This window comes from Rossellomorea yichunensis (genome assembly GCF_032337515.1).
GTDB lineage: Bacteria > Bacillota > Bacilli > Bacillales > Bacillaceae_B > Rossellomorea > Rossellomorea yichunensis.
On the sequence record NZ_JAVYAD010000007.1, the window covers coordinates 56,115 to 82,395 of the forward strand.

Below are 26,281 nucleotides of genomic sequence, written 5' to 3' on the forward strand. Positions count from 1 at the left end.
CTTTAGGAGATACTAATTGGCAGTTGATCGAAGTGAGGACGTGTTCGTTTGGATTTCTTTATGAGTCAGGAATCGTTGACTAGCCTGGAATGGATTTTGCGCGCTATTTTCGGCTTCATCTTTCTAATTATCATAGCTAAATTAATGGGACAAAGATCGATTTCACAGTTAAGATTCCTTGATTTTGTTATGGCCCTCCTTATAGGGAACATCATGGCTCACCCATTGTCTGACGAAGGGCTGGGATTGAAAGGCTCTATGCTCACCATGGGCACATTAGTGGCACTCTATCTGATTGGGGTATACCTCAGTCTGCATTCAACTTTCATACGAAAAATACTCGATCCTTCCCCTATCCCATTGATCGATAACGGGGAAATCCTATATCAAAATCTCAAGAAAGCACGTGTACCCATAGACAGCCTTTTGTCTGAATTAAGAAAGCAGCAGACCGAAGAAGTTGAGAATGTGGCATTGGCCCTGTGGGAAACTGGCGGAGAAATCTCCATATTTCTCAAACCACAATACCAGCCTGTGACTCAAAAGGATCTGTCCCTGTCCCCAAAAGGGTTCGATCTCCCCATGCCCGTTATTGAAGATCGGAAAATCAATCAATCTCTGTTAATGAAACTGGGAAAGGATGAACATTGGCTGCATGATCAGCTAAAGACCACCTACAATGTCACCGTGCACGATGTATTACTTGCCACGATCGATAAACAAGAGCACATTAAAATCTATTTGTATAAATAAATAAAGCTCTCTCCGAATTTGGAGAGAGCTTTGTTCATTACTTCATCATCTGCCTGACCAGTTCTTTATTTCTCTTCTTGAATACTTCGTTATGGGAAGAAACCATGGCGAATTTATTCGCTTCAGGTTGAATGAATTGCTTGGCTCTATTGACTGCGTTGGCCGCGTCCTGGAATGCTCCTGCAATCAAGTTCACCTTTCCATCGTGTTTCAAGATGTCACCCGCTGCGTAAATGCCTTCGATCGATGATTCGCTGGTAGTCGTACCAGCTATGTAATACTGATCGATCATGTCGATATTCAATGAACTATTTTTAAGCAGGGAAGTATCTATTTCATACCCATGATTAATGATTACTTCATCAATGGGTAAATAGGAAACCTCTCCTGTCTGATGATTGGTCAGTTGCACCTTTTCAATGGTTTCGTGATCAGCGGCTGCAATCAGCTTGGTAATAGATGTGTTGAGCAGGCAGGATGCCGAGCTGTTCATGAGCTGGGCACATTGAGCTTCGTGTCCGTTCAATGCTTCCTTTCGATAGGCAACATACACTTTCTTCGCTACTGGTTCTAATTCATTTGCCCAATCGATGGCTGAGTTCCCTCCACCTGAAATGATGACCGTCTTATCTTTAAACCTTTTTAATGACTTGACAGTGTAATTTAAATTAGAAACTTCAAATCGTTCTGCCCCTTCGATATCAAGCTTCTGAGGATTGATGATTCCGCTTCCCACTGCGATGATGACCGTTTTTGAGTAGTGCTTTTCCCCAGAAGAACCTTCTAATATAAAGGTACCTTCTTCATTGCGTGTAATGGATTCAACTTTTTCGTTCAAGACGACAGACGGATCGAAAGTCAATCCTTGTTGAACAAGCTGCTCAATTAATTTCGCCCCGGGAATCGGAGTGAGTCCCCCTACATCCCAAATCATTTTCTCAGGATACACATGTATCTTTCCACCCAATGTTGGCTGAAACTCGATGATCTTTGTTTTCATTTCTCTAAGTCCACTATAGAAAGCTGAGTAAAGTCCCGCTGGACCTCCCCCAATGACTGTCACATCAAATAGTTCGTGATTATCCATTTCCGTCCACTCCTTGAGTAACCAAAATATAATTGATTATCATTCTCAATTACATCCTACATCTTTTTTTATGCTTTGACAATACAAATTTCTATTGACATTAGTAAAAAAGGATTATAGTATTTAAATTGTTCGAGATTGAGAATCATTATCACTTTACTAATCTATAAACGGAGGTCTTAAAATGGTTCGCCTCTATACAAACGAATTAAACATTGGCTACGGTGAACGCCTCATCGTGAAAAACTTAAGCGTGGACATCCCTGATAAAAAAATCACAACAATCATTGGTTCAAATGGTTGTGGAAAATCGACTTTACTGAAAGCGATTACCCGTATCATCCCCCATCATTCCGGCAACGTCCTGTTAGATGGTGAAAACATTTTTAAAGGCAACACAAAGGAATTAGCGAAGAAGATGGCGATTCTTCCGCAAACCCCTGAGAGTGCCAGTGGACTGACGGTAGGGGAATTGGTTTCATATGGCCGTTTCCCTCATCAAAAAGGAATGGGCCGTCTATCGAAGAAAGATTATGACGTCATCAACTGGGCGCTTGAGGTGACAGGGACCCTGGAGTTTAAGTACAGGGAAGTCGATGCCTTATCAGGCGGTCAGCGACAACGCGTCTGGATTGCCATGGCTCTTGCCCAGGAAACAGATATCATCTTTCTAGATGAACCGACTACATATTTAGATTTGGCTCACCAGCTGGAAGTACTGGAACTTCTACAGAAGCTGAATAGAGAACAGGAACGCACCATTGTGATGGTCCTCCATGATCTAAATCAAGCTGCACGATTTGCCGACTATATCGTTGCTTTAAAAGAAGGAGAAATCGTGAAAGCCGGAAATTGTGAGGAAGTCATCACCCATGAGGTCCTGAAAAAAGTATTTCAAATCGATGCTGAGATAGGAAGAGATCCTCGAACAAACAAGCCAATGTGTTACACATATAATCTACTAAAAGGAGAAGATCAACATGAAGAAATGGCTCATCCCGTTTACTCTGCTGTTAGTGCTGCTCGTTAGTGCCTGCGGCAACAGTTCTACGAAAGAAGAAAGCTCGGATTCAAAAGAAAAAGACACGAAGTCTTCTGATACCATCACCTATCAATCAGAAAATGGACCGGTTGAAGTACCGGCTGATCCACAGCGCGTAGTCGTACTATCCTCATTTGCCGGTAACGTCATGGCATTGGATGTGAATGTTGTAGGTGTCGACTCATGGTCAAAAATGAATCCCCGTTGGGATAAGGAATTAAAAGATGTGGAAGAAGTAACCGACGAAAGCCTGGAGAAAATCATTGAGCTTGACCCTGATCTAATCATCGGCCTATCCAATATTAAAAATGTCGATAAGTTAAATGAAATTGCCCCTACTGTTACATACACTTATGGAAAAGTAGACTATTTAACACAGCACATCGAAATTGGCAAACTACTAAATAAAGAAAAAGAAGCGACAGAATGGGTGGATGACTTCAAGAAGCGTGCCCAGACTGCAGGAGAAGACATCAAAGCGAAAATTGGAGAAGATACAACCGTTTCCGTTATTGAAAGCTTCAATAAGCAATTATACGTTTATGGAAACAACTGGGGTCGCGGTACCGAGATCCTTTATCAGGAAATGGACCTGAAGATGCCTGAAAAAGTAAAAGAACAAGCGTTGGAACCTGGATATTTCGCTCTTTCAACAGAGGTTATGCCTGAGTATGCCGGAGATTATCTGATTATAAGCAAAGACCCGAAAGCAGATAACTCATTCATGGATACAGAAACATACAAAAACATTCCTGCAGTAAAGAACAACCAAGTATATGAAGTGAACATGATGGAATTCTACTTTAATGATCCATTAACACTTGATTACCAGTTGGATTTCTTCAAAGAGAAATTTCTAGGCAATTAATTCGTAAAGGGGATTCTTATCACAAGAATTCCCTTTCTTTCTACTCCAATAAAGAAAAGATGATTGATTATGAAAACTCAAAATCAGCGAATTCCATTTTTTTATAAATTAATCGGGGCCACCTTCTTATTTGTTGCTGCATTTCTTATATCTGTGGTGTATGGGGCTGCAGAGACAACGGTGAAGGACTTATGGCTTGCACTGACTCCTGCCGGTGATGGGGATAAGGTAACCATCCTGCGGGAGATCCGCTTCCCCAGGGATGTTGCCGCCATTGTTGTTGGAGCTTCTTTAGCCGTATCGGGAGCCATCATGCAGGGCATGACGCGAAATCCCCTTGCAGACCCGGGGTTACTTGGATTGATAGCAGGAGCAAACGCAGCATTAGCCGTTGCTCTTGCCTTTTCTTCTTCCATCAGCTACTACGGCATTATGATTGCTTGCTTCATCGGCTCTGCTGTAGGGGCATTGTTGGTATTCGGCATCAGCTCAATGAAACGGGGCGGCTTCTCTCCCTTTAGAATTGTATTGGCCGGTGCTGCCGTTTCCGCCTTTTTATTTGCCATTTCTGAAGGAATCGGTCTCTATTTTAAGCTTTCCAAAGATGTGTCAATGTGGACGGCCGGTGGAATGATCGGGACAACGTGGAATCAGCTTCAAGTGATTGTTCCATTTATTTTAATCGGTATCGTGGTTTCAATCTTTTTATCCAGACAACTAACCATACTAAGTTTAAACGAGGAAGTTGCCGTCGGATTGGGTCAACGTACGGCTTTTGTGAAAACGATCCTGTTTATCGTGATAGTTCTACTTGCAGGCGCTGCCGTTGCCCTTGTCGGGAATATGGTATTCATCGGCTTGATGATCCCCCATATTGTACGGGCTGTGGTGGGGACAGATTACCGCTTGATCATCCCTATCTCCACCCTGTTTGGAGCAACATTCATGCTGCTCGCAGATACGCTCGGCCGTACAATCAACGCCCCTTACGAAACACCTGTGGCAGCGATCGTCGCGATGATGGGCTTACCTTTCTTCCTGTTTATCGTGCATAAAGGAGGAAAAGGCTTCTGATGATACATCCGGATTTGATCAAAAAACAACGATTACTTCTTATTGGACTACTGATCCTTATCGCAGCAACAACATTTATTAGTATTGGAATGGGCTATTCTTCTGTTTCATATGATCGTCTACTGCCTACTATTTTAGGTGAAGGGTCATTTAAAGAAGAATTCATCCTATTTTCCATTCGTTTACCCAGAATCATCATTACGCTTTTGGCCGGGATGGCCCTGGCCCTTTCCGGTTGCATCCTACAAAGTATCACACGTAATGACTTAGCGGATCCCGGAATTATCGGTATCAATTCCGGGGCAGGGGTTTCCATTGCCATCTTCTTTTTATTTTTTCCGATAGATGCCGGTTCATTTGCTTATCTCTTGCCTATTGTTGCATTTGCGGGAGCACTGATTACAGCTTGCTTGATCTACTTATTTTCGTATAGTAAGCGTAATGGGATTCAGCCTGTCAGATTAGTCTTAGTAGGGGTCGGATTCTCCATGGCACTGTCGGGGCTCATGATCATTCTCATCTCCAGTGCCGAACGGGCAAAAGTGGATTTCATTGCCATGTGGCTGGCGGGGAATATCTGGGGGTCAGACTGGCCGTTCATATGGGCGCTTCTACCATGGCTCGTGATTCTGATTCCATTTGCACTCTATAAATCTCAGATGTTGAATCTTCTGGGATTAAGTGAACCTGTCTCTGTAGGTGTAGGAGTTTCCATCAATCGTGAACGTTTCATCATGCTGATGGTAGCTGTGGCTTTAGCCGCATCGGCTGTTTCGGTCACAGGAGGAATCGCCTTTATCGGATTAATGGCTCCCCATATCGCCAAAGCTTTGGTCGGACCACGCAATCAAATGTTCATCCCGATTGCCATACTGCTTGGCGGATGGCTATTATTACTTGCTGACACAGTCGGTCGTAATATCCTGGAACCCGATGGCATTCCAGCAGGGATCATGATCGCTTTGATCGGGGCACCTTATTTCATGTATTTGTTATTGAAAAAATAAGAACGAAATAAAGAAAGGTACCGGACTCTCCGGTACCTTTCTCCATTTCATTACCTCACAGTGGGATTAACTTCACCTGTTACAAATTCCTCCTCCTTCCCTTCCTTCACAGGTTTCTTACTCCAAAACGTCGCAAGGATCGGCCCAGAAATATTATGCCACACGGCTGCTATCACACTTGGGAGCGCGGCAAGTGGTCCAAAGTGAGCAGTTGCAAGTGCGACTCCAAGTCCAGAGTTTTGCATCCCGACTTCAATTGAAATCGCTCTCCGCTTACTTTCATCTAATTTCATAAGGACTCCTGTGCCATATCCCAGTCCAAGTCCAAATAGATTATGCAGGATCACAGCTGTGAAAATGATCATTCCCGAGGTTGCGATATTTTCAACATTTGCTGAAACAACGGCCGATACGATGATTATGATTGCCAATACTGAAATCAACGGAATGACATTTAAACTTTTTTCCACTGTGCTCGGGAATAACTTTCGAATGACTAACCCAAGAGTGATGGGTACGATGATCACTTGAACGATGGAAAGAAACATGGCGATTGGATCGACAGGAAGCCATTGACCCGCTAATGCTAACAAAATCAGTGGAGTCGCAATCGGTGCCAATAATGTTGACAGTGATGTCATGGCCACGGATAATGCCAGATTTCCTTTTGCCAGATACACCATCACATTGGATGCCGTCCCACCGGGAACCGATCCCAGTAATACCAATCCGGCAGCTAATTCACTCGGTAGATTCAGCATGTATGCTATCAATAGGGCACCCAATGGCATAATGATGAATTGCGCCAGTACTCCGGTGATGACCGGCAACGGCTTCTTCAGAACAAGCTGAAAGTCGACGGGCTTTAATGTAAGTCCCATACCGAACATCACGACACCTAATAGAATCGTTATAAAGCCGCCCAATGGCAGAAAAGGAGCAGGAACAAAATAGGCTACCGCAGCTACGAGGATGACCCAAAAAGCAAAATATTTACCTGCCAGATTGCTGATCGTTTCGAGTAGTTTCATTTCTGTTCCTCCTTCTTTTTATGTACTAGTTTGTGAGGATTAAAGATTCCATTTGGATCTATGGCCATCTTGATTTTTTCCATGACCTTCAAAGCACCACCGTGTTCCCTCTGTTGATACTTCATCTTTCCGACCCCTACACCATGTTCACCTGTACATGTGCCATTTCGTTCAAGGGCATACTCCACAATTTGTTCGTTATATATTTCCGCTCTCTTCACCTCTTCATAGTCGTTTAAATCAATCATGAGTGATGTATGGTAATTCCCATCTCCCACATGTCCGAGGATTCCCCCTATCAAGTCTAATTCTTCCAGCCTTTTTCGTGCATGCTGCACGGCACCGGACAATTCTGAAATCGGCACACACACGTCTGTCACCATGAGCTTCCTTCCTGGATTTCCATGTACATAAGCATAGGCAAGATTATGTCTCGCTTCCCACAATCTATTCCTACCTGCAGTGTCTTCTTCAAACACAATCTCTTTACAATTATGATCAGACATTATCTCTTTGGTGAATTCTACATCTTGTTGGAGACCTGCTTCATTACCATGAAACTCAAGAAAAAGAGTAGGTATTTCTTTATAATCCGTCTCACTGAATCGATTCACTTGTATCATCGATGGTTCATCCACCAGCTCCACTCTCGCAATTGGAATGCCGGCTTGTAAAATGGACACGACCGCTTCCACAGCATCATTTATATGATTAAACGACGCGCGTGCCGCCACAATATGCTCAGGTATCCCATATACGCGGAGGGTCAGCTCCGTAATACATCCCAACGTGCCCTCTGAACCTACGAATAAACTGTTTAAGTGATAGCCGGACGATGATTTCTGAGCCATGTTTCCTGTGTGAATCACTTCTCCATCCGGAAGCACCACTTCTAAATCCCGGACCTGATCCCGCATGACTCCATATTTTACAGAAGTCGTCCCACTCGCATTCGTGGCAGCCATGCCTCCCAGGGTCGCATCAGCACCGGGATCAACTGAAAAAAAGAGACCATACTTTTTCAATTCTTTATTTAACTGTGAACGTGTGACACCAGGCTGAACCTTTACGAGGAAATCCTTCTCCCTCACCTCGAGTATTTTATTCATCCGGGAAAAATCAATGGTAATTCCTTTATCATATGGAATCACATGACCTTCAAGGCTTGTACCCAGACCAAACGGGATAATGGGTGTGTGATGAGCAGCTACCACCTTCACAATCGCGCTCACCTCCCCAACACTCTCAGGGAATACCACTATATCCGGAGAGCTCGGCCTATGATAGGATTCATCCTTCCCATGCTGCTCTAAAATCGTCTCATTCACCGTCACCCGATGACTATCTACGACTTCCCCCAGTTCATCCACCAAACGACTATCCTTCACACTCATATGCCCTCTCCCCTTCTAAAAAATGTATAATGTATCGAATTATACCTAATAATCAGAATATTTCAATAGTAAAAAAGATATTTCTTTCTCGGGAGAGGGACGGACCTCTGTTTATGTTAGAAGAATGTGATAAGGACAGGATTCTATGTTGAATAAAGGGAAAAAGAGGAGGTCCGTCCCTCAAAAAAAGTGGCACCGGACTCATCCGGTACCACAATACAATCGTTTATTTCTCTATCAACCTTTTCAATTTCTCATCCAACACCACAAATAGTTTACTCAATTCTTGTTTCGAAACGTTCTCGTATTCATCTCCTACGCTTACTTCATACGCACACACATTTTCAGTCACTTCTTTTACATATCCTGTTAAACCAATACCTGTCTCGTCATACACATCCATCAAAATCGTTTCTATTTCTTTTTGTGGATATTGAAAGAAGACATGAAACATATTGGAAACAGGCTGTTCAGGAAGAGTCGATACACCCTTGCAGGCGTTAAAAAGACCGGCAAGTTCTTTTGCTCCTTCATAATACTGTTCCATTTTGTTGATTCGTTGATCAAAGTAATGGTCTGCACTCAGTATGTATGGATAGAGGCTGATGAGATCTCCCCCATGGCGTCTTTTCCATACCTTTGATTCTTTCGTAAACTCCCCGCTCCCTGCCAGGACCGCACCTGCAATTCCACCGATCCCTTTATAGAATGAAATATAGACACTATCGAAAAGAGCACAGACTTCCTCAGCTGTTTTCCCGTAATGGGGCAGAATTTCATAAAGCCTGGCACCGTCTAAATGAAGCTTGATTCCCTTATCCCGGCAGTATTCTGAGATGGCTTCGAGAGTCTCGAAGTCTGGTAGTTGACCACCGATTTCCCTTTGAGGCAGCTCTAACAGTAAGCATGCGATGTCCGTTTCAAGTCCCATCACGTCTTCCAGTCCAATCACACGCTCCTTGTCAGACAAAAGAATCGGTTCAATTCCATGCAATTTCCTCAACCCATCTTCTTCATGAATCTCTAAATGACATAAAGGATGGTACGCCACTCTGTGCAAATCTTTTTGATCACACCAAATGCGCAGGGCGATCTGCTGAGCCATCGTTCCGCTCGGGAAGAAAACGGCACTTTCTTTTCCCAGGAAGTTTGCCATCTTCTTTTGGAAGTCCTCTATTATCCTACCCGATCCGTAAATATCACTATCCTGTTCACCATTGAGTTCTTCTAAAGCTTCTTTAAGAACATCCAGATTTCGTTTCCCATGTCCCTGAAGTTGATTAGCAGTCTGTTTATACGCTTCCAATAATGTCTTTTCTCCCATCGATTTGCCCCCTTTTATCAGTTCATCACTTCCTCAATGAACCCCTTCACTCGTTTCTTGTATTCCTCTTCTTCTACCGTAAAGCCCTCAGTGTGACCGGCACCTGGTACTATCCATAATTCTTTCATGCTATTTGATGCTTCGTAAAGACGATTGGCCATTTCGGTTGGAACGAGCTCGTCCTGATCTCCATGAATGATGAATAGAGGTAATTTGTTTTTCTTCACCTGGTCGAGTGCCGAGGCTTCACTGAACGAATAGCCTGCCCTCACCTTCGTCACCACACTCGTTATCTCCATAATCGGAAATGCCGGCAAACGGTAAAGATAGTTTAATTGGTGAGTCAGTTCTTCTTTCAATGAGGTATATCCACTGTCGGCAATGATTCCTTTCACCTCTTCTGGAAGGTCCTCACCACTTGTCATCAATACGGTTGCTGCCCCCATGGAAAAACCGTGCAAAAAAATGGATTTTTCATCTTTTTCATTGATTAAGAGATTGATCCATTCTTTATAATCCAATCGATCGTCCCAGCCATACCCGATATAATCCCCTTCACTTTTCCCATGCCCTCTCGCATCAGGTTTGAGAATATTGTATCCTTCCTCGTAATAGAATCTAGTGATTTCAGGCATCTGCTCGCTGTTCCCTTTATACCCATGGGCCAGGATAACGACTTTCCCATTCGGTGACTCATTTTCAAGGTATTGAGCTCTAAGGGTCAAACCGTCCTCTGTTTCAACCTCCACCGATTCAAAGTTCCGCTTACGTGTCCAGTTCCTTAATTCTTCTAATCTTTTCTGTTCTTCCTCCAACGCGCTGACGGCTTCAACCGCTTCTTCCGTTCCGCCATATAATTCTATTGCCTCATTACTTCTATTGATTGCAACATCATAAAAATAGTTTCCGGCTACAATTAGACCTACCATCAATAACAACAACAAACTGCTCATGATCCATGCGATACGTTTTTTCATGACACGGCCCCTTCGTACAAGTAGTTAAGTCTATTTTACTTTAAGCCGGTGCGAGTTTCATAGAATAAGGCATATTCATATGTGCTTTTTCGCTGCAGTTTTTTCACATTCACATGCGCCCAGACACCCTTGCGCCTCGTGTGAACTCTAAACCATGACGTCACTACTTTCCTTCCACCTGATCATATAAGCTTTCTCGATAAAATCCTTCCGCCCCCCGTATATCCGGATCACATCGCGGATTTCTTCCGCCATGTATTTTTCATTCCGGTTATGGGCGAGAGATTCATAGCCGGATCCTCTTTGCAAATAATCAGAGGATGCAACGGAATACCACTTCTCATCTTCGAGAGGAACATTCCCAATGTGGATTTCCGATACTCTTTTACCATCATGAGTAATCTCTGCCCCTGAAACATGGAGCCTTCCAACGAATTTCCCCCGGAATCCTGGACCTCTTCCATCAGCTAAACAAACTCCAGCATCCAGAGAATGCTGGATGGCCGTACGAATATGCTTTCCTTGAATGTCAAAAGACGTTGGGTTCAGTGGCGATGGACAGATTTCGATCAATTTTTTATTGCTGATAAAATCAAATGCACCAGCGTTCACTATTCCACTATTGATCAAGCCAAAATCGCATTTCAACATGTCCTGCAGCCCGTCGGCGATTAAATTCGTGATTGGATTCTCTTCAATCACATCATGCCATAGGGACTGGTCGAGTTTATATAATGACCTGCTTAATACGTCAATCGCTTTCTCTTTACTTTCTTTTAATATGGCAACGACCTCTTTATCGATAGGAGAAGACCCGGTTTCAATCGTTTCCCCCCGGAGTAATTTGACACCATCCTTTGTTACATCCACTTCCACAATACCAACGTATTCCCCATAACAACCGGCACTATTCATCACGGTCCCGTTTATTACTTTTGCTTGTGGATAAAGCTTGTGGTCATGAGCAGATAGGATGATGTCTACTCCATCAAGTTCATTCGCCAGCTCATCATCTGCTAGTGTCCCTACATGATTGAAAAGAATGCAAACATCATAGTTTCCACGATTACGCTTTATTTCCTCTACGATTGCATTTTTAAAATCGGTAATATGCACACCCAGACCGTAATTGAAACCTCCTAAGTCCGGAGACGAGCCTGTAATCAAGATACGTAAACCGTTTTTTTTCAGGATGACGCTTGGTTTTACCCCATTGGCCACCGTTTTATCTTTCCTATAAAGATTATTACTAATAAACGGTACGGGAGTATTACTTGCCATATGCTCAAGGGTATCGAATCCATTGAACATTTCATTGTTTCCAATTGTTAACGCATCATAGCCGACAGATTCCAACAGTTCGATAGCCGCCATTCCTCTCGTTCCTTGAAGCTCGACGCTTCTGAAATCAGCAAAGTCCCCCCCATCAAGAATAAGTGTGTTCTCGTCTTTATGCGCCTTTATCAAGGATGCTGCTCTCGAGAACGTTTCAAAATGGCTGTGTAGATCATTGGTATGAATAATTTTTAATTTCATCTTAACCTCCAAAATGTTTTTCAGAAAACTCTCTGTATTAATAGTAAAGGAAATCAAGTTTCTGTAAAGGATTTTTATGGAAATAAAAGAGCTTATCTTCCACGCAATGGGAGATAAGCTCTTCAAATTCCTTTATTCTCTTCGACCAGTTCCGTATACACAACCAATCGTTCTACGTAATTATGGATTTTCCTGTCAAAATAACCCGTGCACGTAATCAGATTAAGCATACGTTTTTCACTGGGACCAAAAATGGTTCTAAGAGGCGCGTCATCTTTTTGATAAGCGACTTTTTCCCTCACCACAAATGTCAGGATAGCTCCATCTTCATCATGTAAATGGATTTCATCCCCAGGCTCAAGTTCATTTAATTCAAAAAAAACAGCAGGTTTTTTCTCATCATCTACATGTCCCGCAAGGACGGCATTCCCTTTTTCCCCCGGTTGAAAACCCGGTTCAAACCACGCAACGTCCTTTCCGTTATCCGGAAGCTCCATATTTCCTTTCTTATCAAGGCCGAATTCCTTTATTGGTGCTTCAAGATCAAGCTTAGGAATTGATAAAGAGGATGGCTTGACACTGATTAATTCCTCATTTGATGCATGATTTACAGGGCTAACTGGTTGAACAGGTTGTTCAATGGTGGATGATTGAAACTCACTTTCCGTAACCGATTGAGGCTCTTCGGCAGCACATGCTGCCAGAAGAGCCATCAAAGGGATTGACAATAGTAGTCTTTTCATTATTTTTGCAGTTTTCTGCGTGTAACAAATAGTAGAGCCGCTCCACCCAATACCGTTGCCGCTAGCACTATAGGAAGAGTAGATGATTGTTCGGCTGCCGCTCCACCCATACCTGTTTCAGGCATGCTGCCAGGCATCAGCGTATAATCTTTCAGTACAAGTACTTCCAATTGTTCTGCTGTATTGATTGCAAACACGCTATATACTGTGTTTTCCTCAAGCATCGTACCTGAAAGATCCAACACTTGATCTCCTTCTGGTGTTCTGATTTCCAGGTCATATGTTCCTGCATCTAATTCCTGATAATCAGTAATCGCTTTGAATTCAGCTCCACTGAATAACGCATCTCCACCTACAAGACCAACATCCACAGTAGGTGCATCCGGGGAAAGATGCCCAACGCGCACCTTAGTCATACCTTCTGTTACTTCCATTGAATCTTGTGCTACGACTAATTCAAGGTTTTCAACTGTATTAGCAGCTGCTACTGTATAAGCCATTCCGGCTTCGACCGTTAAATCTTGAGAAATGACAGGATCTTCACTTCCCATTGTTCCCGCTGCATAAATTTCAACTTTATGATCCCCTGCAGGAAGATTCATATAATCTGTTGCTGCTTTAAATTCTGCACCTTCTACCACTGCATTTCCATCCACATACACATCGACAGCAGGAGCATCGGGAGAAGCATGGACAATACGCACCATCGCATCATTCTCAGCCGCAAACGCACCTCCAGCCAGTGATAACATTAACATGACAGTTGCCAAAATCGAGAAAATCTTTTTCATTTCTTCCACTCCTTTTGTATTTTGTACAAGTTTTGTAGTTTACTTGTATATAAAATGTATAACTAATGGAGAAATATATCAATTAATAAACTGTCCTGTTAGCACATTCAACTCTCTGAAGACATTTTCACACACAAAAGGAAGACTATTTTCAATAATGCACTTAAACTGATTACCATTGACACATTCCATCCGATGCAGATAAAATGTGAAATAATCATTTCAACAAATAATCTTATCCACATACTCGTATAATATTGGAAATATGGTCCAAAAGTTTCTACCAAACTACCGTAAATGGTTTGACTACGAGAGGGAGCAGGGGCAGGAGTCCCTGCTCTTCTCTCTCTATGTCAAACCCTGGGTGACTCCCGGGGTTTTTTATTTAGATAAGGAGAGGATTTCATGGGTACAAATAAAGATATATTGAAAAAAAGGATTGCAGCTGCGAATAAGGAAAGCCTCGCAGACATCGTTATAAAAAATGGAAAAATAATAGATGTGTTTAATCTTGAAATCATGGATGGAGATATCGCAATTATTGATGGAATGTTCGTTGGAATTGGAGAATTTGAAGGGAAACAGGTAATCGACGCCAAAGGGAGATATATTAGTCCATCCTTTATCGATGCCCATGTCCACATTGAATCCTCCATGGTCACACCATCCGAATTTGCAAAAGTCGTCCTTCCTCATGGGGTCACGACCGTTATTACAGACCCTCATGAAATCGGGAATGTAGCCGGAGAAGAAGGAATTGGATTCATGCTCGATGATGCAGGAAACATTCCATTAGATGTGTTTACCATGCTTCCATCCTGCGTGCCGGCAACTCCATTTGAAAATGCAGGAGCAACGCTGACAGCAAAAGAGCTGAAACCTTTCTATAAGCATGAGCGTGTCCTTGGACTCGCAGAGGTAATGGACTACCCTTCCCTCCAAAAAGGCGATGATTCCATTGTTGATAAAATCACTGTCACTTCAGAGTATAGTCACAATATGGACGGACATTTAGCAGGGCTTGATACAAATGCGGTCAATGTTTATAAATCTGCAGGTATTCGAACCGACCATGAATGCACCACAGTCCCTGAAGCATTGGAACGAATACGCCGGGGGATGTACCTTCTCATCCGTGAAGGATCCGTGGCCAAAGATTTAAAATCACTTATTGGGGTTGTTAACGAAAGAAATGCCCGTCGCTGTCTATTCTGTACAGATGATAAGCACTTGGATGACTTAATCGAGGAAGGCAGTATCGATCACAATATCCGCTTAGCAATCAATGAAGGGCTCGACCCTCTATTGGCGATTAGCATCGCCTCTTTGAATGCTGCTGAATGTTATGGGTTACACACTAAAGGAGCAATTGCACCTGGATACGATGCGGATTTTGTCTTACTCGATGATATTAAAACGGTCTCTATATCAGAGGTTTACAAAGAAGGGAAGCAGGTAGCTGTATATGGTCAGTTTGTCGGCGACTCAATCGTAAAACCGGCGCAAAAACCATCTCTTACTTCAACTGTTCATATTCCTGTACTAACTGAAAAACATCTCCAAATTAATATGGGCGTTACAAAAGAAGCACATATTATCGAAATCATCCCTAACCACCTTAGAACCAATAAACAGATTGAAAGGGTCCAAGTAGAAAATGGATTCTTTATCCCTTCTATTCAACAAGATCAACTAAAAATGGCTGTCGTTGAAAGACATAACGGGACAGGAAATATTGGGTTGGGGATTGTAAAAGGCTTCGGATTGAAAAAGGGAGCCATTGCTACCACCATTGCTCATGATTCCCATAATATTGTCGCAACTGGTACAAATGATCGTGATATCCTGCAAGCGATTGAGGCGCTTTACGAAATGAATGGCGGCCTGGTGATGGTGAGAGACGGAAATGTCATAGCCTCTCTTCCATTACCGATTGCAGGGTTGATGTCCGATCAGGGATTTGAAGAAGTGGTATCAGGGCTCCACGAGTTGGAAAATGCGTTTGTAGAGTTAGGATTTTCCGGGGACTTTAATCCATTTCTGACTCTCTCTTTTCTCACTTTGCCTGTGATCCCTGAGTTGAAGCTGACAGATTTAGGGCTGTTTGATGTTAAAAGTTCCCGGCATATTGAGGTTGGGGTAGAGGGTTGAGGGGTATGTTTGACTGTTGAATTTCAGTGTTTTTTTGACTGTTAAATATTGCAGTTTATTTGACTGCTTAATTTCTTCGGATATTTGACTGTTGAACTTTTCAAGAATTTTAACAGGTAAATTCCCCGTTGAGTTCAACTGTTAATAAGATAGACCATTCCGTTTCTGGCACTCCTTTATTGGAATCGATTAGACTACATAAGAAAAGAGATGTCTCCATTATTGAGACATCTCTTTTCTCATTATTTACTTTCTTCTTGTAACTCTTTTTCTTCAGTCGTAACAGCAACTTCCTTGTCTGCTGACTCCGAAATCGCAGGTTGATAAGGTCTCTCCTGGCTTCTGTTTGCATATGACTTCAGTAGTTCACCTACATCGATGCCAGTCATTTCCCGTAACGGTTCCTGCATGTCAAGCATCGTTCTGGTGATGCTTTTCCCAAAGGAAGGAACTCCCTGGCCATTACCGGAATCAATGATCTTAACAGAGTCAATATTGTTAAGAGGCTGGGCAATTTTCTCTGCGAAAACGGGCAGCATTTCGATTAATTTCTCGGTAATGATGACATCGCCATGTTTCTCCATTGCTTCTGCCAGCAGTTTACGGGATTCGGCTTCCGCCTTACCTCGCTCTCTGATAACATCGGCTTCGGCAGAACCTTCTTCTCTTCGGATCTTGGCTTTCGCTTCCCCGTCAATTTCAGCCTTGCGCGCTTCGGCTTCCGCTTTACGGGTGGTTTCGTAGTATTCGGCATCTGCTTTCGTTTTACGAACTTTTGATTCTTCTGCTTCAAGCTTAACGGCACGTTCACGCTCAAGGAATTGAAGGGTTAACTCTTCTTCTTTCACTTCCTTGGTAAGTTTGGCTTTTTCCAACTCATAGGACTGCTCGGACTTTGCTCTTGCCCGCTCTGTCTCTTCTTTGAAGGCGGCGTCTTTGATGTCCTTCTCTTTTTTCGATTGGGCAATGGTAATTTGACGCTTATATTCTTCCTCTTTCGCTTCCTGATCAGTTTGGGCCCGGTGAATACGGGTTTCACGCTCGGTGTTAGCTTCTGCAATTTCAGCTTGCTTGCGAACCTCGGCGATACGTGGACGACCAAGATTTTTTAAGTATCCATTTTCTTCGTCTGCATCTCTTATGTCAGTTAACCCGAGTGACGTAATTTTGAAGCCCATGAGATCCAGCTGCTTCTGGGCAATTTCTGATACGTCTGCGTTAAATTTTTCACGGTTGCTGTTAATGTCTTCAACAGTCATTTTTGAAAGGATCGCACGAAGATTACTTCCCAGTACCTCGATGATTTCATCTTCAATTTCTTTTTGATCCTTACCAAGGAACTGCTCGGCATAGTTCGCAATCCCGTTTAATGTATCGGCCACCTTCACCATCGCCACTGCGTCTGCAACGATCGGTACTCCGCCATTTGTGTATACTCTCGGTGTCGATAGCTTTAATTGGAAGGATGTAAGATTAACAGGTGTGGATGTTTGGAAACGTCTTAATCTGTACCCCCCACCTCTGATGATTTTCATTGAACGCCCTTCCTGGTCGGTGAAAATATTCGTTTCCTTCTCAGGATCCCCCAGTTTAGGTCCGGTAATGATCAGTGCCTGGTTCGATCTCGCTGTACGATAACGAAATCTCATCCAGAAATAATAGGCAATCCCTGCAATCGCTGCAATAACTAGAACAGGAATAAGGAACATGAAAAATCCGATAATACTTAATGATCCTAGCATTCTGACAACCCCTCTCGACATTTTGTTTAACCAGCATGAAATCTGATTTAATTTAAAATAAAAGTGCTAGCTACAATACTATCTACGGAAGAGTGTTAGAAAAGTTTCAATAATTTAGGTGAATCTCCTAATTTTATATAAAAAAAGCTCGAACCTTTAAAAGGTTCGAGCTTACAATCTACAACAACCATCCGTGTATGGCCCCTAACAGGGTAAATATGATGAGATGATCTCCTATCGCGATAAGAAACATCCGTTTTGTCATAAGACCAAATAAAGCATTTTTCAAGTAGACAATGGAAATAAGAATTCCAATTAGTACACCTGTCAAAGCTCCTTCGACTACTCCATTGGAACCGGTGGCTTGAACAAAAATCCCAACAAGAAGTGAGCTGATAAATGCAACAATAACAGCCACTGCATATTTAATCGGTCCAGTACTATCCTGTTCCTTCTTTCCTAGTAAAATAGAATAATAAATTCCGCCGTATACCATATACACCACAGCCCCCGCCAATATCGCGAGCAAATTCACATTTAATTCCATCCCAATTCCTCCATTAATTCGGCTCAATGGCTAAAGCGATCGCTTTAATGCTACATCCAATATCGAGTGTTCCTTTTAAACTGATCATTTCCACGAGTTCAATCGGATTCCCCAGGTATCTGTATCCGCTTTTCGGCAACCAATAGCTGTAAAGTTCAGAATAGCATTCGATTAACTTCCCTCTTTCACGGTAGTCGACAGGTTCATCGAATTCATAAACCACATGCTTACTGCCTCGAAATAGATAGAGTTCCTCACCTTCCGCATCATTTTGATTTTCAACAGCCAAGCGACACTCATACCTGCTTTTTTCAGGTGGGGTAATATAAGGGTTGCTCTTTGGAACTCCGAATATCAAAGGACTCTTCTCTATGAGGTTTCTGGCATTTCCCCATCTGTATAGATCTTGCCATGCTTCTGGAATACCTTCGATATATGACCCGATATGGAATCTATTGACGGTTGAACACTCTGGAAAATGAGCGATCTTCACTTTCGATAAATCCAGCCATTTAAACTCATTATAGGATTCTTCACCCTGGGATGCTTTCGCTTTTGCGCTGAAGAGTTTAGATATCTTGCTATTTAGATATTCTCGCGGAAAACGCTCTAAATAGGCACCTTCCCGCCAGCTTTTGGGGTTAGCTTTAAAGTAAGTATTAAAAGAATAGGTGAAATAGGATAACGATGAAAAACCACATATGAACGCAATTTGTGTGATAGGAAGCTGTGGCTCGTAAATGAGCATATGCGCTGCATTTTCCAAGCGCATCCTTTTCTGCCGGTGTTTCACCGATCAGCCCTTTAAACAACCGCTGAAAGTGATAAGGGGAATAGGTTGATACTTTGGCTAACTGTTCTAAGGATAAATCTTCGCTTAGATGTTGATCGATATACTCTACTACTTTATCGATTTGGTTTCTTTGTATTTTGTCTTGTGGCATTTTTCAGACCTCACTACCTTTTTGAAAAGCACTTGTTTATAAATTTTACCATAATCCTTCTCCTCACTCACTAAGGGTTATGATAAAATAAAAGCGTTCACAATTTAATCATTGCTCATTGGTGAAGATGACCTTTAATTCATTTTCTTAAAAGGGAAGTTGGTGAAAGTCCAACGCGGTCCCGCCACTGTAAGGCTGAGAATTCGTATGGATCCACTGTTTCGGATTGAAATGGGAAGGAATACGAAATCGTTGACGCTGAGCCAGGAGACCTGCCAAATGGGAAGAACACAGAAGTTCCTACGGGAGATAGGAGGGTGTTGCGCTAATGAGACGTCACAAGAGGAATCGTTGTACTCTGAACGTTCGCCTGGAATAGCCGCATCTTCTTTTTCAAAAGGAGATGCTTTTTTGTTTCATAATACAAACAGGGAGATGAGAAAATGGAACAAGCCTATTCAGTCGAACGTTCACGAACCATACAAACAAAATTGGTATTGCCGCCTGACACCAATCATATGCAGACCATCTTTGGAGGAAAGGTTTTATCCTATATTGATGAGATTGCGGCCCTATCCGCCATGAAACATTCCAGTTCAGTCGTCGTCACGGCATCGATTGACTCCGTCGACTTCTTATCATCCGCCACGGTCGGCGATGCTCTAAGCCTTGAGGCATACGTCACTTCCACCGGCAGAACATCAATGGAAGTGTATGTAAAGGTGTACTCTACGAATCTCGTAACGAGTGTCAAAACCTTGACGACGGAATCATTCCTGACAATGGTCGCCGTTGATGAAGATGGAAAACCGAAGCCGGTACCAAAGGTCATTCCTCAAACGGAAGAAGAAACGAGACTATTCAAAACGGCTCCTTTGCGAAAAGAGCATAGAAAGAATCGCGCGCTTATCTTATAAACAATCCCTGATTCACTGACTAACTAATATAACAAAAACACTCAGAGTTTTCTAAGCTCTGAGTGTAACTTTGGAGATTATTATCCCGCGATCCTTTCTTCCATTCCAGGAATCATCTATCCAGTTTATCGTTTTGTCGAAAGGATAGAAGTCCTGAATGAGCTGGATGCAGAAAAGAGAAAATCAGTATAGTAAAGCAGATTCCATTGGATTTGGATGTTTTTGCCTTCAGACCTCCGTCTTGTCCCCCATCTATAGAACAAACAAAGATATTTCCCTATAATGATAAATAAACTGTTCACTCGGGGTGTACTATGATCGAAGGTAAATTAATTAAATTTCATCGTGAAGATTCAGGATTGACTCAGGAACAGCTTGCTCAGGGTATCTGTTCCACCACACATCTTAGTAAAATCGAAAGAGGCATCACAGAGTATTCCAGTGAAATTACTGATTTACTTGCAAGGAAGCTTGGAATCAATATGGATGTTGAACGTTCCCGCTACCATTCCTTACAGGCTAAACTATCAGAATGGAACGATGCGATTATTATGATTCGAACCAATGACATCCATCAACTTAAAGGTGAAATTGAAAAGGAACCTTTAAGGTTTTTATCTGACTTCATCATTCAATACAACCTTTTTCTGGCAAGATATTATTTATTTTTGAACAATCATGGAAAAACCAAGGAAATCCTGGGCATGTTCGAAAATAAAAACTATTCTCTATCCCCTTTTGAACAAAATTTATTGCTTCATGTCAAAGGGATTTACTATCATTCAACAAGACAATTTAACACTTGCATACATGTATTGAAACAGATTGACGATGAATATCCCAACTCCGAATATTATTTCCATTTGGCATTAGCATATCATTCCATTCATTCAAACACCTTTGCCTATTATTATGGGCAAAAAGCTTTGCAATTTTTCCAGAAAACATTGAATATCCTTAGGGTCATCGATTCGGAAACCTTAATTTTAATCCAATTGAATGCCAAGGAACCCTTTGATATGGAAGAAACAAAACAACAGTACGATAAGCTCCTCAGAGTCTGTGAATCAGTCAATTCAAACGATCGGGCGCATAAGATACATAATAACCTTGGATTCGAATATTTTAGGAGAAAACGATATTCTGAATCAAAGGTATCCTATGAAGAAGCATTAAATCTTATCAATGACGAAACGCCGGCATCAAATTATTTAGTTACGCTCAGCGGATATATACTTGCTTGCATGAAAGGGAATCTACTATCTTCACGGGAACTCAATCACTTAGCGACAAAAGGACTGAATATGGCCACTCAGCACCGGGATCCAAGTCATGTATTCTTTGAGATTTACTTACTTACCATAAATGAGGATGAAAAAGAACTATATGAATATATTGAAAGTACAGCTCTCCCCCACTTCAAAAAAACGGGGAGCCAGTTGATGTATCAGCATTATGAAAGACAACTATTTTTATATTATGTGAAAACTGGGCAAACAGAGAAAGGATTCAGACTTGCATCCGATAAGATGTCAAATGAAATCAGTTATTATGAACTAGAGTAATACTGCTACAAATGATAAAAGGAGTTTTCCTTTTGTCATTTTTTTTTTGGCCGATCGATTGTAAAGTCACTCTAGTTGTTTGGTTCCAATTACAACCCCAACCCAACGTCATTTTTTCACAACTTTCCTCCCACCCCACTTCTCAAAATCAGAAGATAAATAATCGTTCAACTCCAATCAGTAGTTAAATAGTCCCTAAATAAACCCCCATACAAACATGAGCAAATTGAATTTACAATGAAAATTGTAATAATCTTTAGAATTATCTTACTAACCACTACAGAAAAGAGGTAGAAATGATGAATGGATCTTCCATAGCAAAGAAATCAGCTGTGATTGCATTATCCACTGGATTACTCTTATCCCCTGCATCGAGCTACTCCTCTCCAACAGCTACCGCTGCGGATTGGAAAGCAGAAACGATCTTATCTTCTTTGACTGAAAAGCAGAGACAAGCCCTGCATCAACTTGAGTTAAATAACACAGAGGGTCTCCAAGGATTTCAACCAAATGAATTGACATCCAGTGAAGAGATTTCGGTTATCGTCCAATTCCAATCTAAACCTGGGCATGTAGCTGTGCTAGAGGCTGCCGTCAAAGGGAAAACAGTAAAGAAAGAAGACGCCAGAGCAAAGGTGGAGAAAGAACATAAGATATTTAAAGAAGATGTTGCGAAACATCTATCTCCTAGTCTTGTAAAAGGGAAAAAGAAAGAGCCTAAAATCACCCAAACCTATAAAGAAGCATATAACGGTGTGGCAATGACGCTTCCTGCCAATCAAGTAGAACACCTGCTTAACTCCAAAGCCGTCAAAGCTGTATTTAAAAACCAGGCATATACTGTCGATCCGGTCAAACAGGATCTTCCTAATGATGTTGACCGTGAAATCACAACATCTGTTGAAAGCATTCCTTATTTAAAAGTGGATGAATTACATAAGGAAGGAATAACAGGTGACGGCATAAAAGTTGGCGTCATTGACACAGGTGTCGACTATAACCACCCTGATTTAAAAGAGGCCTATAAAGGCGGATATGACTTTGTTGATGATGATGCGGATCCAATGGAAGCCACGTATGAAGATTGGGAGAGTACGAGTGAACCAGAGTTCAGTTATACGGGAAATTCCTATTATACTTCTCATGGTACTCATGTATCCGGAACCATCGTAGGACAAAACGAGAATGATAGTGAAGTATCGGTAGAAGGTGTTGCTCCGGATGCAGACCTATATGTATATCGTGTCCTTGGTCCTTACGGGAGTGGTTATACTGAAGACGTCCTTGCAGGAATTGAGAAATCGGTTCAAGATGGTATGGATGTCATCAACCTATCATTGGGAGCAGGTGTCAATGATCCTTATTATCCTACAAGTACCGCCCTTAACTATGCCGTATTAAATGGTGTGACGGCAGTTGTTTCAGCAGGGAATGCAGGACCAAGTGACTTTACCCTCGGCTCTCCGGGTACAGCTGCTTTAGCGTTAACAGTAGGAGCAAGTGATGTTCCTGTCTCGCAAACCACTTTTACCGGTCAAACATCAGATGGATGGTCAGCGGAAATTGTGAGTATGGCAAGAGGTTTCGAACATTCCTTTGCCAGTTTAGAAGATCGATCATTAGAGTTGGTAGATGTCGGCCTTGGTTATGAAGAAGACTATGAGAATAAAAATGTTGAAGGAAAGATTGCCTTTGTTCAGCGAGGAAATTTCGCACTGAATGACAAAGTGAAATTTGCTAAGGAACATGGTGCCAAAGCCGTGATCATGTATAACAATGCTGAAGGGCATGTAGGTTATAATCTTGGTGAATCAGCCCACTATATCCCGGCCTTCTCGATGACAATGGCTGCCGGGGAAGAATTAAAAGCTGCGATCACCAGTGGCACATCAAGCTTCACGTTTACGAATTTAGAAGAAAGCTTTACAGATGGCGACCAGTTAGCCGATTTCAGTTCAAGAGGTCCCGTCAACAAGAGCTTGGATATGAAACCTGAAGTGGTAGCTCCCGGTGTCAGCGTTCTATCGACTTTCCCTTCTTTTATGATAGATCCTGAAAACACCGATGACTATCAGTATGCTTACTCAAGATTATCAGGAACCTCAATGGCTTCTCCTTTCACAGCGGGAGTTGCAGCTTTACTTTTAGGAGAAAATCCGGATCTCGAGCCTGCTGATATTAAAACCATTCTCATGAACTCATCTGATCCTTTGAAGGGTGATTACAGCGTATTTGAGGTTGGTGCAGGAAGAGTGGATCCTTATCAGGCCCTTCACAGTCAGACAAAGATCCAAATAAAAGATGAAACATTGCTACCTAGCGGCGAAGAACTGATTGCAATCGATAATCCAACTGGGGGATTGAGCTTTGGTAATCAGGTAGTGTCTGAAGGCGCTCACCTCCGCGTTCAAAAAAGCTTTGAGCTCACCAACAATAGCGATGAAAAGAAAACCTTTGACATAACATTTGAAGAAAATGTGCAGGAAGGAACCCTTAGCCTCAAAGAAAATGAAGTTAAACTAACTTCTGGCAAGTCCATTAAGGTAAATGGCGGCAGCAAAAAGACTTCAAATCTCTTCCTGACAATGCCTAAAACCGCTGCGAAAGGGATATACGAGGGATACCTAATCGTTACGAACCGTAATGATCATACAGAAAGTTACCGTGTGCCATTTAGTGTGAAGAGATCGGAGGAAGGTTTTAATACCCTTGAATTGTTATCCCCTACCTATTCCACTCCTCACTATACGCATGGTTATGATCCATTCCGCTATCCATGGGCACTTGTTGAATTCAACCTGAGTTCACCAATGGAAAGCATGGATGTAATCCTACAGGATGGCGAAACAGGTGAAGACCTAGGATTAATCGGAACAATTGATTTGCAGGGTGCACTGCTGGATAACAACTACTTATTAAGAGCATTCCAGGGTAGCTACTATGCATTTACCGATGATAAGAAAAATCCGGTTTCAGATGAAATGACAATCGCCGAACCTGGACACTATAAAATCAAGTATGCGATGACAGATCCAAAAGGCAAAGTAAAAACAAAAACAGAGCATTTCTATATCGATATTGAGGGTCCTACATTCAAGAGTTCCCTGGATGGTGAATCCCCGTTCCTTGAATATCAGCCAGGACAGGAAACGTATCCATTTGAAATTGAAATTACTGATCCACTTATTGAAGATATGCAAGCAGCAGGAGTCGACGCAGATCATTCCAAAAACTTTATGATTTATTATTGGAATTCACCGTTCCCTTCTTCCCCGCTTTATATGGATGAGAGCGGTAAGTTTGTCGAAGAAATTGCAATGAACGAGAACGTGGATGCCCTCAACTTTAGAATGAAGGGGTATGATATGGCCGGAAACAACACTCCTGAGAAGAACTATTTCTTTATTAAAGAAGGTACACCGAATGCCTACCTGCAAACCGATGTCGATACCGTTGTAACAGGTGAAACCGTAAAGGCAGCTTTAGTACTTGATAATGTTAAGGATGCTAAGGAAGCCACCTGGACATTTGAAGATTACTACGGAAAAAATCCGGAAGTGATCGATGCCAAACTATCCGGGGAATTTTCAGATAGAGCGTCCTTGACACTTGAAGGAAATCAAATCAAAGTGACGTTCAACGAACCTGTTCAATCATTTGATCATAGTACCATTGTTGATGTTCAAGTAAAGCTTCAAGATGAAGTGTTCACTAAACAAGACGTTCTGGACCCAACAGTAACCATTACTAATTCTAACAACGAAACAATGAACCTATTTCATGCTGGTGCTGGACTCACTGTAAATCCTGACTTTAATTCAATAAAGGGATTCATAAGCCCTGAAGGATTCGATAGCGGAAATGGCTACAATGCCAAGAAGGATTGGACAAAAGCAGGGGCCAACATAGAATTCAAAAACTCAACCGGGGACGTCTTTAATCCATCTTCTATCACGGATAATGGGGAGTACTCCATTGAGAAACTTCCATTAAACAAAGACCCTTATGAGATAACGGTATCACTTCCTGGTCACTTCTTAACTAAGGAGAATAATGAGAAAATCGGATATGAGTACAATGGAGATCTTTATGGCAAATATCATAGAGTGAGCAATATGAAACCCGTTGGAGGAGACGTCAACCAGGATAACGTCATCGACATTCATGATGCCATCGCCATTCAGGATGACTGGAATACAAATGCTCGTGCTGCCGACATCAATTTCGATGAAGTGGTAGATGCGAACGATATGAAGTTTGTTCAAGAGAACTATCTGTTACAGAATGAGCATGTTAAGGATGCCCCTGCTCCAGTTGAATCAGCCGACGGAAAAACGTTGGATTCGATTTTAGAGGAATTAGGACTGAACTAAAGATCATGCCAGAATTTAAAGGAATGAACCCTCATTTCATCAGGGTTCATTCCTTTCTGCTTTGAATAATACTACAAACCACCCATCCTACATACAAATGAATGGATACCTTAAAAAATTCATCTTGAAGGAGAGTGCTTCATGTATAGATATTATCAGCCTTATGATCGTAACCAGGGCATGAATGTAAACACTTCGTATACCACGTTGATTGATCCATTCGTCGTCAGTAGACTGCAATCGGTTATGGGGAAAATGCTCATTGTGGAGACAACGAAAGACACGATTCGAGGTGACTTGATTGAAGTTCAACCAGATCATATTTCCCTAAAAGCTGGTGACTCTATAGTTTACGTAAGGATTCAACAGATCGTCTCCATTATGCATGTGTAAATAGTCCATTTGCCCATTAGGC

General features: G+C 42.1%; 22 protein-coding genes and 2 riboswitches. Of the genes, 10 read left to right on the plus strand and 12 right to left on the minus strand.

Annotated features, from left to right (window positions below; all coding sequences use genetic code 11):
* The first annotated feature begins 48 nt into the window (after positions 1 to 48).
* Entirely contained in the window at positions 49 to 753 is a 705-nt protein-coding gene (locus RSX31_RS18610) for a DUF421 domain-containing protein (protein WP_148994352.1), read from the plus strand.
* A 37-nt stretch (positions 754 to 790) separates the two neighbouring features.
* Here RSX31_RS18610 and RSX31_RS18615 read toward each other — a convergent pair whose 3' ends face one another.
* Positions 791 to 1,840, minus strand: a complete 1,050-nt coding sequence (locus RSX31_RS18615) for an NAD(P)/FAD-dependent oxidoreductase (protein ID WP_148994353.1) — start codon at positions 1,838 to 1,840, stop codon at positions 791 to 793.
* Between the two features lie 184 nt (positions 1,841 to 2,024).
* Between RSX31_RS18615 and RSX31_RS18620 the strand changes: the two genes are divergently transcribed.
* The 4 genes from RSX31_RS18620 (at position 2,025) to RSX31_RS18635 (ending at position 5,831) form a co-directional block, all read left to right on the plus strand.
* Complete coding sequence (locus tag RSX31_RS18620; RefSeq protein ID WP_315635624.1) at positions 2,025 to 2,870, plus strand: ABC transporter ATP-binding protein; 846 nt, start codon at positions 2,025 to 2,027, stop codon at positions 2,868 to 2,870.
* Positions 2,821 to 3,750, plus strand: a complete 930-nt coding sequence (locus RSX31_RS18625; protein WP_315635625.1) for an iron-hydroxamate ABC transporter substrate-binding protein — start codon at positions 2,821 to 2,823, stop codon at positions 3,748 to 3,750. Before RSX31_RS18620 ends, RSX31_RS18625 begins: the two co-directional genes overlap by 50 nt.
* A gap of 69 nt (positions 3,751 to 3,819) precedes the next feature.
* The gene (locus tag RSX31_RS18630; RefSeq protein WP_315635626.1) at positions 3,820 to 4,824 is read left to right on the plus strand and encodes a FecCD family ABC transporter permease; all 1,005 of its coding nucleotides are present in this window, start codon (positions 3,820 to 3,822) and stop codon (positions 4,822 to 4,824) included.
* Positions 4,824 to 5,831, plus strand: a complete 1,008-nt coding sequence (locus tag RSX31_RS18635) for a FecCD family ABC transporter permease (RefSeq protein WP_148994357.1) — start codon at positions 4,824 to 4,826, stop codon at positions 5,829 to 5,831. The genes RSX31_RS18630 and RSX31_RS18635 overlap by 1 nt, the downstream gene beginning before the upstream one ends.
* Before the next feature lie 50 nt (positions 5,832 to 5,881).
* Here the strand turns inward: RSX31_RS18635 and RSX31_RS18640 are convergent, their stop codons facing one another.
* The 7 genes from RSX31_RS18640 to RSX31_RS18670 all read right to left on the minus strand — a co-directional run bounded on the left by RSX31_RS18640 (position 5,882) and on the right by RSX31_RS18670 (position 13,627).
* Positions 5,882 to 6,862 (minus strand): bile acid:sodium symporter family protein, encoded by a 981-nt coding sequence (locus tag RSX31_RS18640; RefSeq protein ID WP_148968070.1) that lies wholly within the window; start codon positions 6,860 to 6,862, stop codon positions 5,882 to 5,884.
* Complete coding sequence (locus tag RSX31_RS18645) at positions 6,859 to 8,256, minus strand: FAD-binding oxidoreductase (RefSeq protein WP_315635627.1); 1,398 nt, start codon at positions 8,254 to 8,256, stop codon at positions 6,859 to 6,861. Before RSX31_RS18645 ends, RSX31_RS18640 begins: the two co-directional genes overlap by 4 nt.
* A 226-nt stretch (positions 8,257 to 8,482) precedes the next feature.
* Positions 8,483 to 9,580: a threonine aldolase family protein gene (locus RSX31_RS18650; protein WP_315635628.1), complete on the minus strand. Its 1,098-nt coding sequence runs from the start codon at positions 9,578 to 9,580 to the stop codon at positions 8,483 to 8,485.
* Positions 9,581 to 9,597: 17 nt separating this feature from the next.
* The gene (locus RSX31_RS18655; protein ID WP_315635629.1) at positions 9,598 to 10,557 is read right to left on the minus strand and encodes an alpha/beta hydrolase; all 960 of its coding nucleotides are present in this window, start codon (positions 10,555 to 10,557) and stop codon (positions 9,598 to 9,600) included.
* Positions 10,558 to 10,704: 147 nt separating this feature from the next.
* On the minus strand, positions 10,705 to 12,093 hold the full coding sequence (locus RSX31_RS18660; RefSeq protein WP_315635630.1) for a bifunctional metallophosphatase/5'-nucleotidase: 1,389 nt from the start codon (positions 12,091 to 12,093) through the stop codon (positions 10,705 to 10,707).
* A gap of 122 nt (positions 12,094 to 12,215) precedes the next feature.
* Positions 12,216 to 12,821: a class F sortase gene (locus tag RSX31_RS18665; protein WP_315635631.1), complete on the minus strand. Its 606-nt coding sequence runs from the start codon at positions 12,819 to 12,821 to the stop codon at positions 12,216 to 12,218.
* A gap of 14 nt (positions 12,822 to 12,835) precedes the next feature.
* Positions 12,836 to 13,627: a DUF4397 domain-containing protein gene (locus RSX31_RS18670; RefSeq protein WP_315635632.1), complete on the minus strand. Its 792-nt coding sequence runs from the start codon at positions 13,625 to 13,627 to the stop codon at positions 12,836 to 12,838.
* A 227-nt stretch (positions 13,628 to 13,854) separates the two neighbouring features.
* Positions 13,855 to 13,956, plus strand: a riboswitch (purine riboswitch).
* A 76-nt stretch (positions 13,957 to 14,032) separates the two neighbouring features.
* Here RSX31_RS18670 and ade point away from each other — a divergent pair.
* Positions 14,033 to 15,778: an adenine deaminase gene (ade, locus tag RSX31_RS18675; protein WP_315635633.1), complete on the plus strand. Its 1,746-nt coding sequence runs from the start codon at positions 14,033 to 14,035 to the stop codon at positions 15,776 to 15,778.
* 242 nt (positions 15,779 to 16,020) lie between these two features.
* Here ade and RSX31_RS18680 read toward each other — a convergent pair whose 3' ends face one another.
* The 4 genes from RSX31_RS18680 to RSX31_RS18695 form a co-directional block, all read right to left on the minus strand.
* Positions 16,021 to 17,520: a flotillin family protein gene (locus RSX31_RS18680; protein ID WP_148994365.1), complete on the minus strand. Its 1,500-nt coding sequence runs from the start codon at positions 17,518 to 17,520 to the stop codon at positions 16,021 to 16,023.
* Between the two features lie 178 nt (positions 17,521 to 17,698).
* Positions 17,699 to 18,067, minus strand: coding sequence for a DUF1761 domain-containing protein (locus tag RSX31_RS18685; RefSeq protein WP_315635634.1), 369 nt, complete (start codon positions 18,065 to 18,067; stop codon positions 17,699 to 17,701).
* 13 nt (positions 18,068 to 18,080) lie between these two features.
* The gene (locus RSX31_RS18690; RefSeq protein ID WP_315635826.1) at positions 18,081 to 18,839 is read right to left on the minus strand and encodes an AraC family transcriptional regulator; all 759 of its coding nucleotides are present in this window, start codon (positions 18,837 to 18,839) and stop codon (positions 18,081 to 18,083) included.
* Positions 18,727 to 19,011, minus strand: coding sequence for an AraC family transcriptional regulator (locus RSX31_RS18695; protein ID WP_315635839.1), 285 nt, complete (start codon positions 19,009 to 19,011; stop codon positions 18,727 to 18,729). Before RSX31_RS18695 ends, RSX31_RS18690 begins: the two co-directional genes overlap by 113 nt.
* 103 nt (positions 19,012 to 19,114) lie before the next feature.
* A riboswitch (cobalamin riboswitch) is annotated at positions 19,115 to 19,305 on the plus strand.
* Positions 19,306 to 19,454: 149 nt separating this feature from the next.
* Between RSX31_RS18695 and RSX31_RS18700 the strand changes: the two genes are divergently transcribed.
* From RSX31_RS18700 to RSX31_RS18715, 4 genes are all read left to right on the plus strand, one after another.
* Positions 19,455 to 19,928: an acyl-CoA thioesterase gene (locus RSX31_RS18700; RefSeq protein WP_148994368.1), complete on the plus strand. Its 474-nt coding sequence runs from the start codon at positions 19,455 to 19,457 to the stop codon at positions 19,926 to 19,928.
* Between the two features lie 314 nt (positions 19,929 to 20,242).
* Positions 20,243 to 21,493 (plus strand): helix-turn-helix domain-containing protein, encoded by a 1,251-nt coding sequence (locus tag RSX31_RS18705; RefSeq protein WP_315635635.1) that lies wholly within the window; start codon positions 20,243 to 20,245, stop codon positions 21,491 to 21,493.
* A gap of 296 nt (positions 21,494 to 21,789) precedes the next feature.
* Positions 21,790 to 25,866 (plus strand): S8 family serine peptidase, encoded by a 4,077-nt coding sequence (locus RSX31_RS18710; RefSeq protein WP_315635636.1) that lies wholly within the window; start codon positions 21,790 to 21,792, stop codon positions 25,864 to 25,866.
* A gap of 141 nt (positions 25,867 to 26,007) precedes the next feature.
* Complete coding sequence (locus RSX31_RS18715; protein ID WP_315635637.1) at positions 26,008 to 26,259, plus strand: DUF2642 domain-containing protein; 252 nt, start codon at positions 26,008 to 26,010, stop codon at positions 26,257 to 26,259.
* The last annotated feature ends 22 nt before the right edge of the window (positions 26,260 to 26,281 follow it).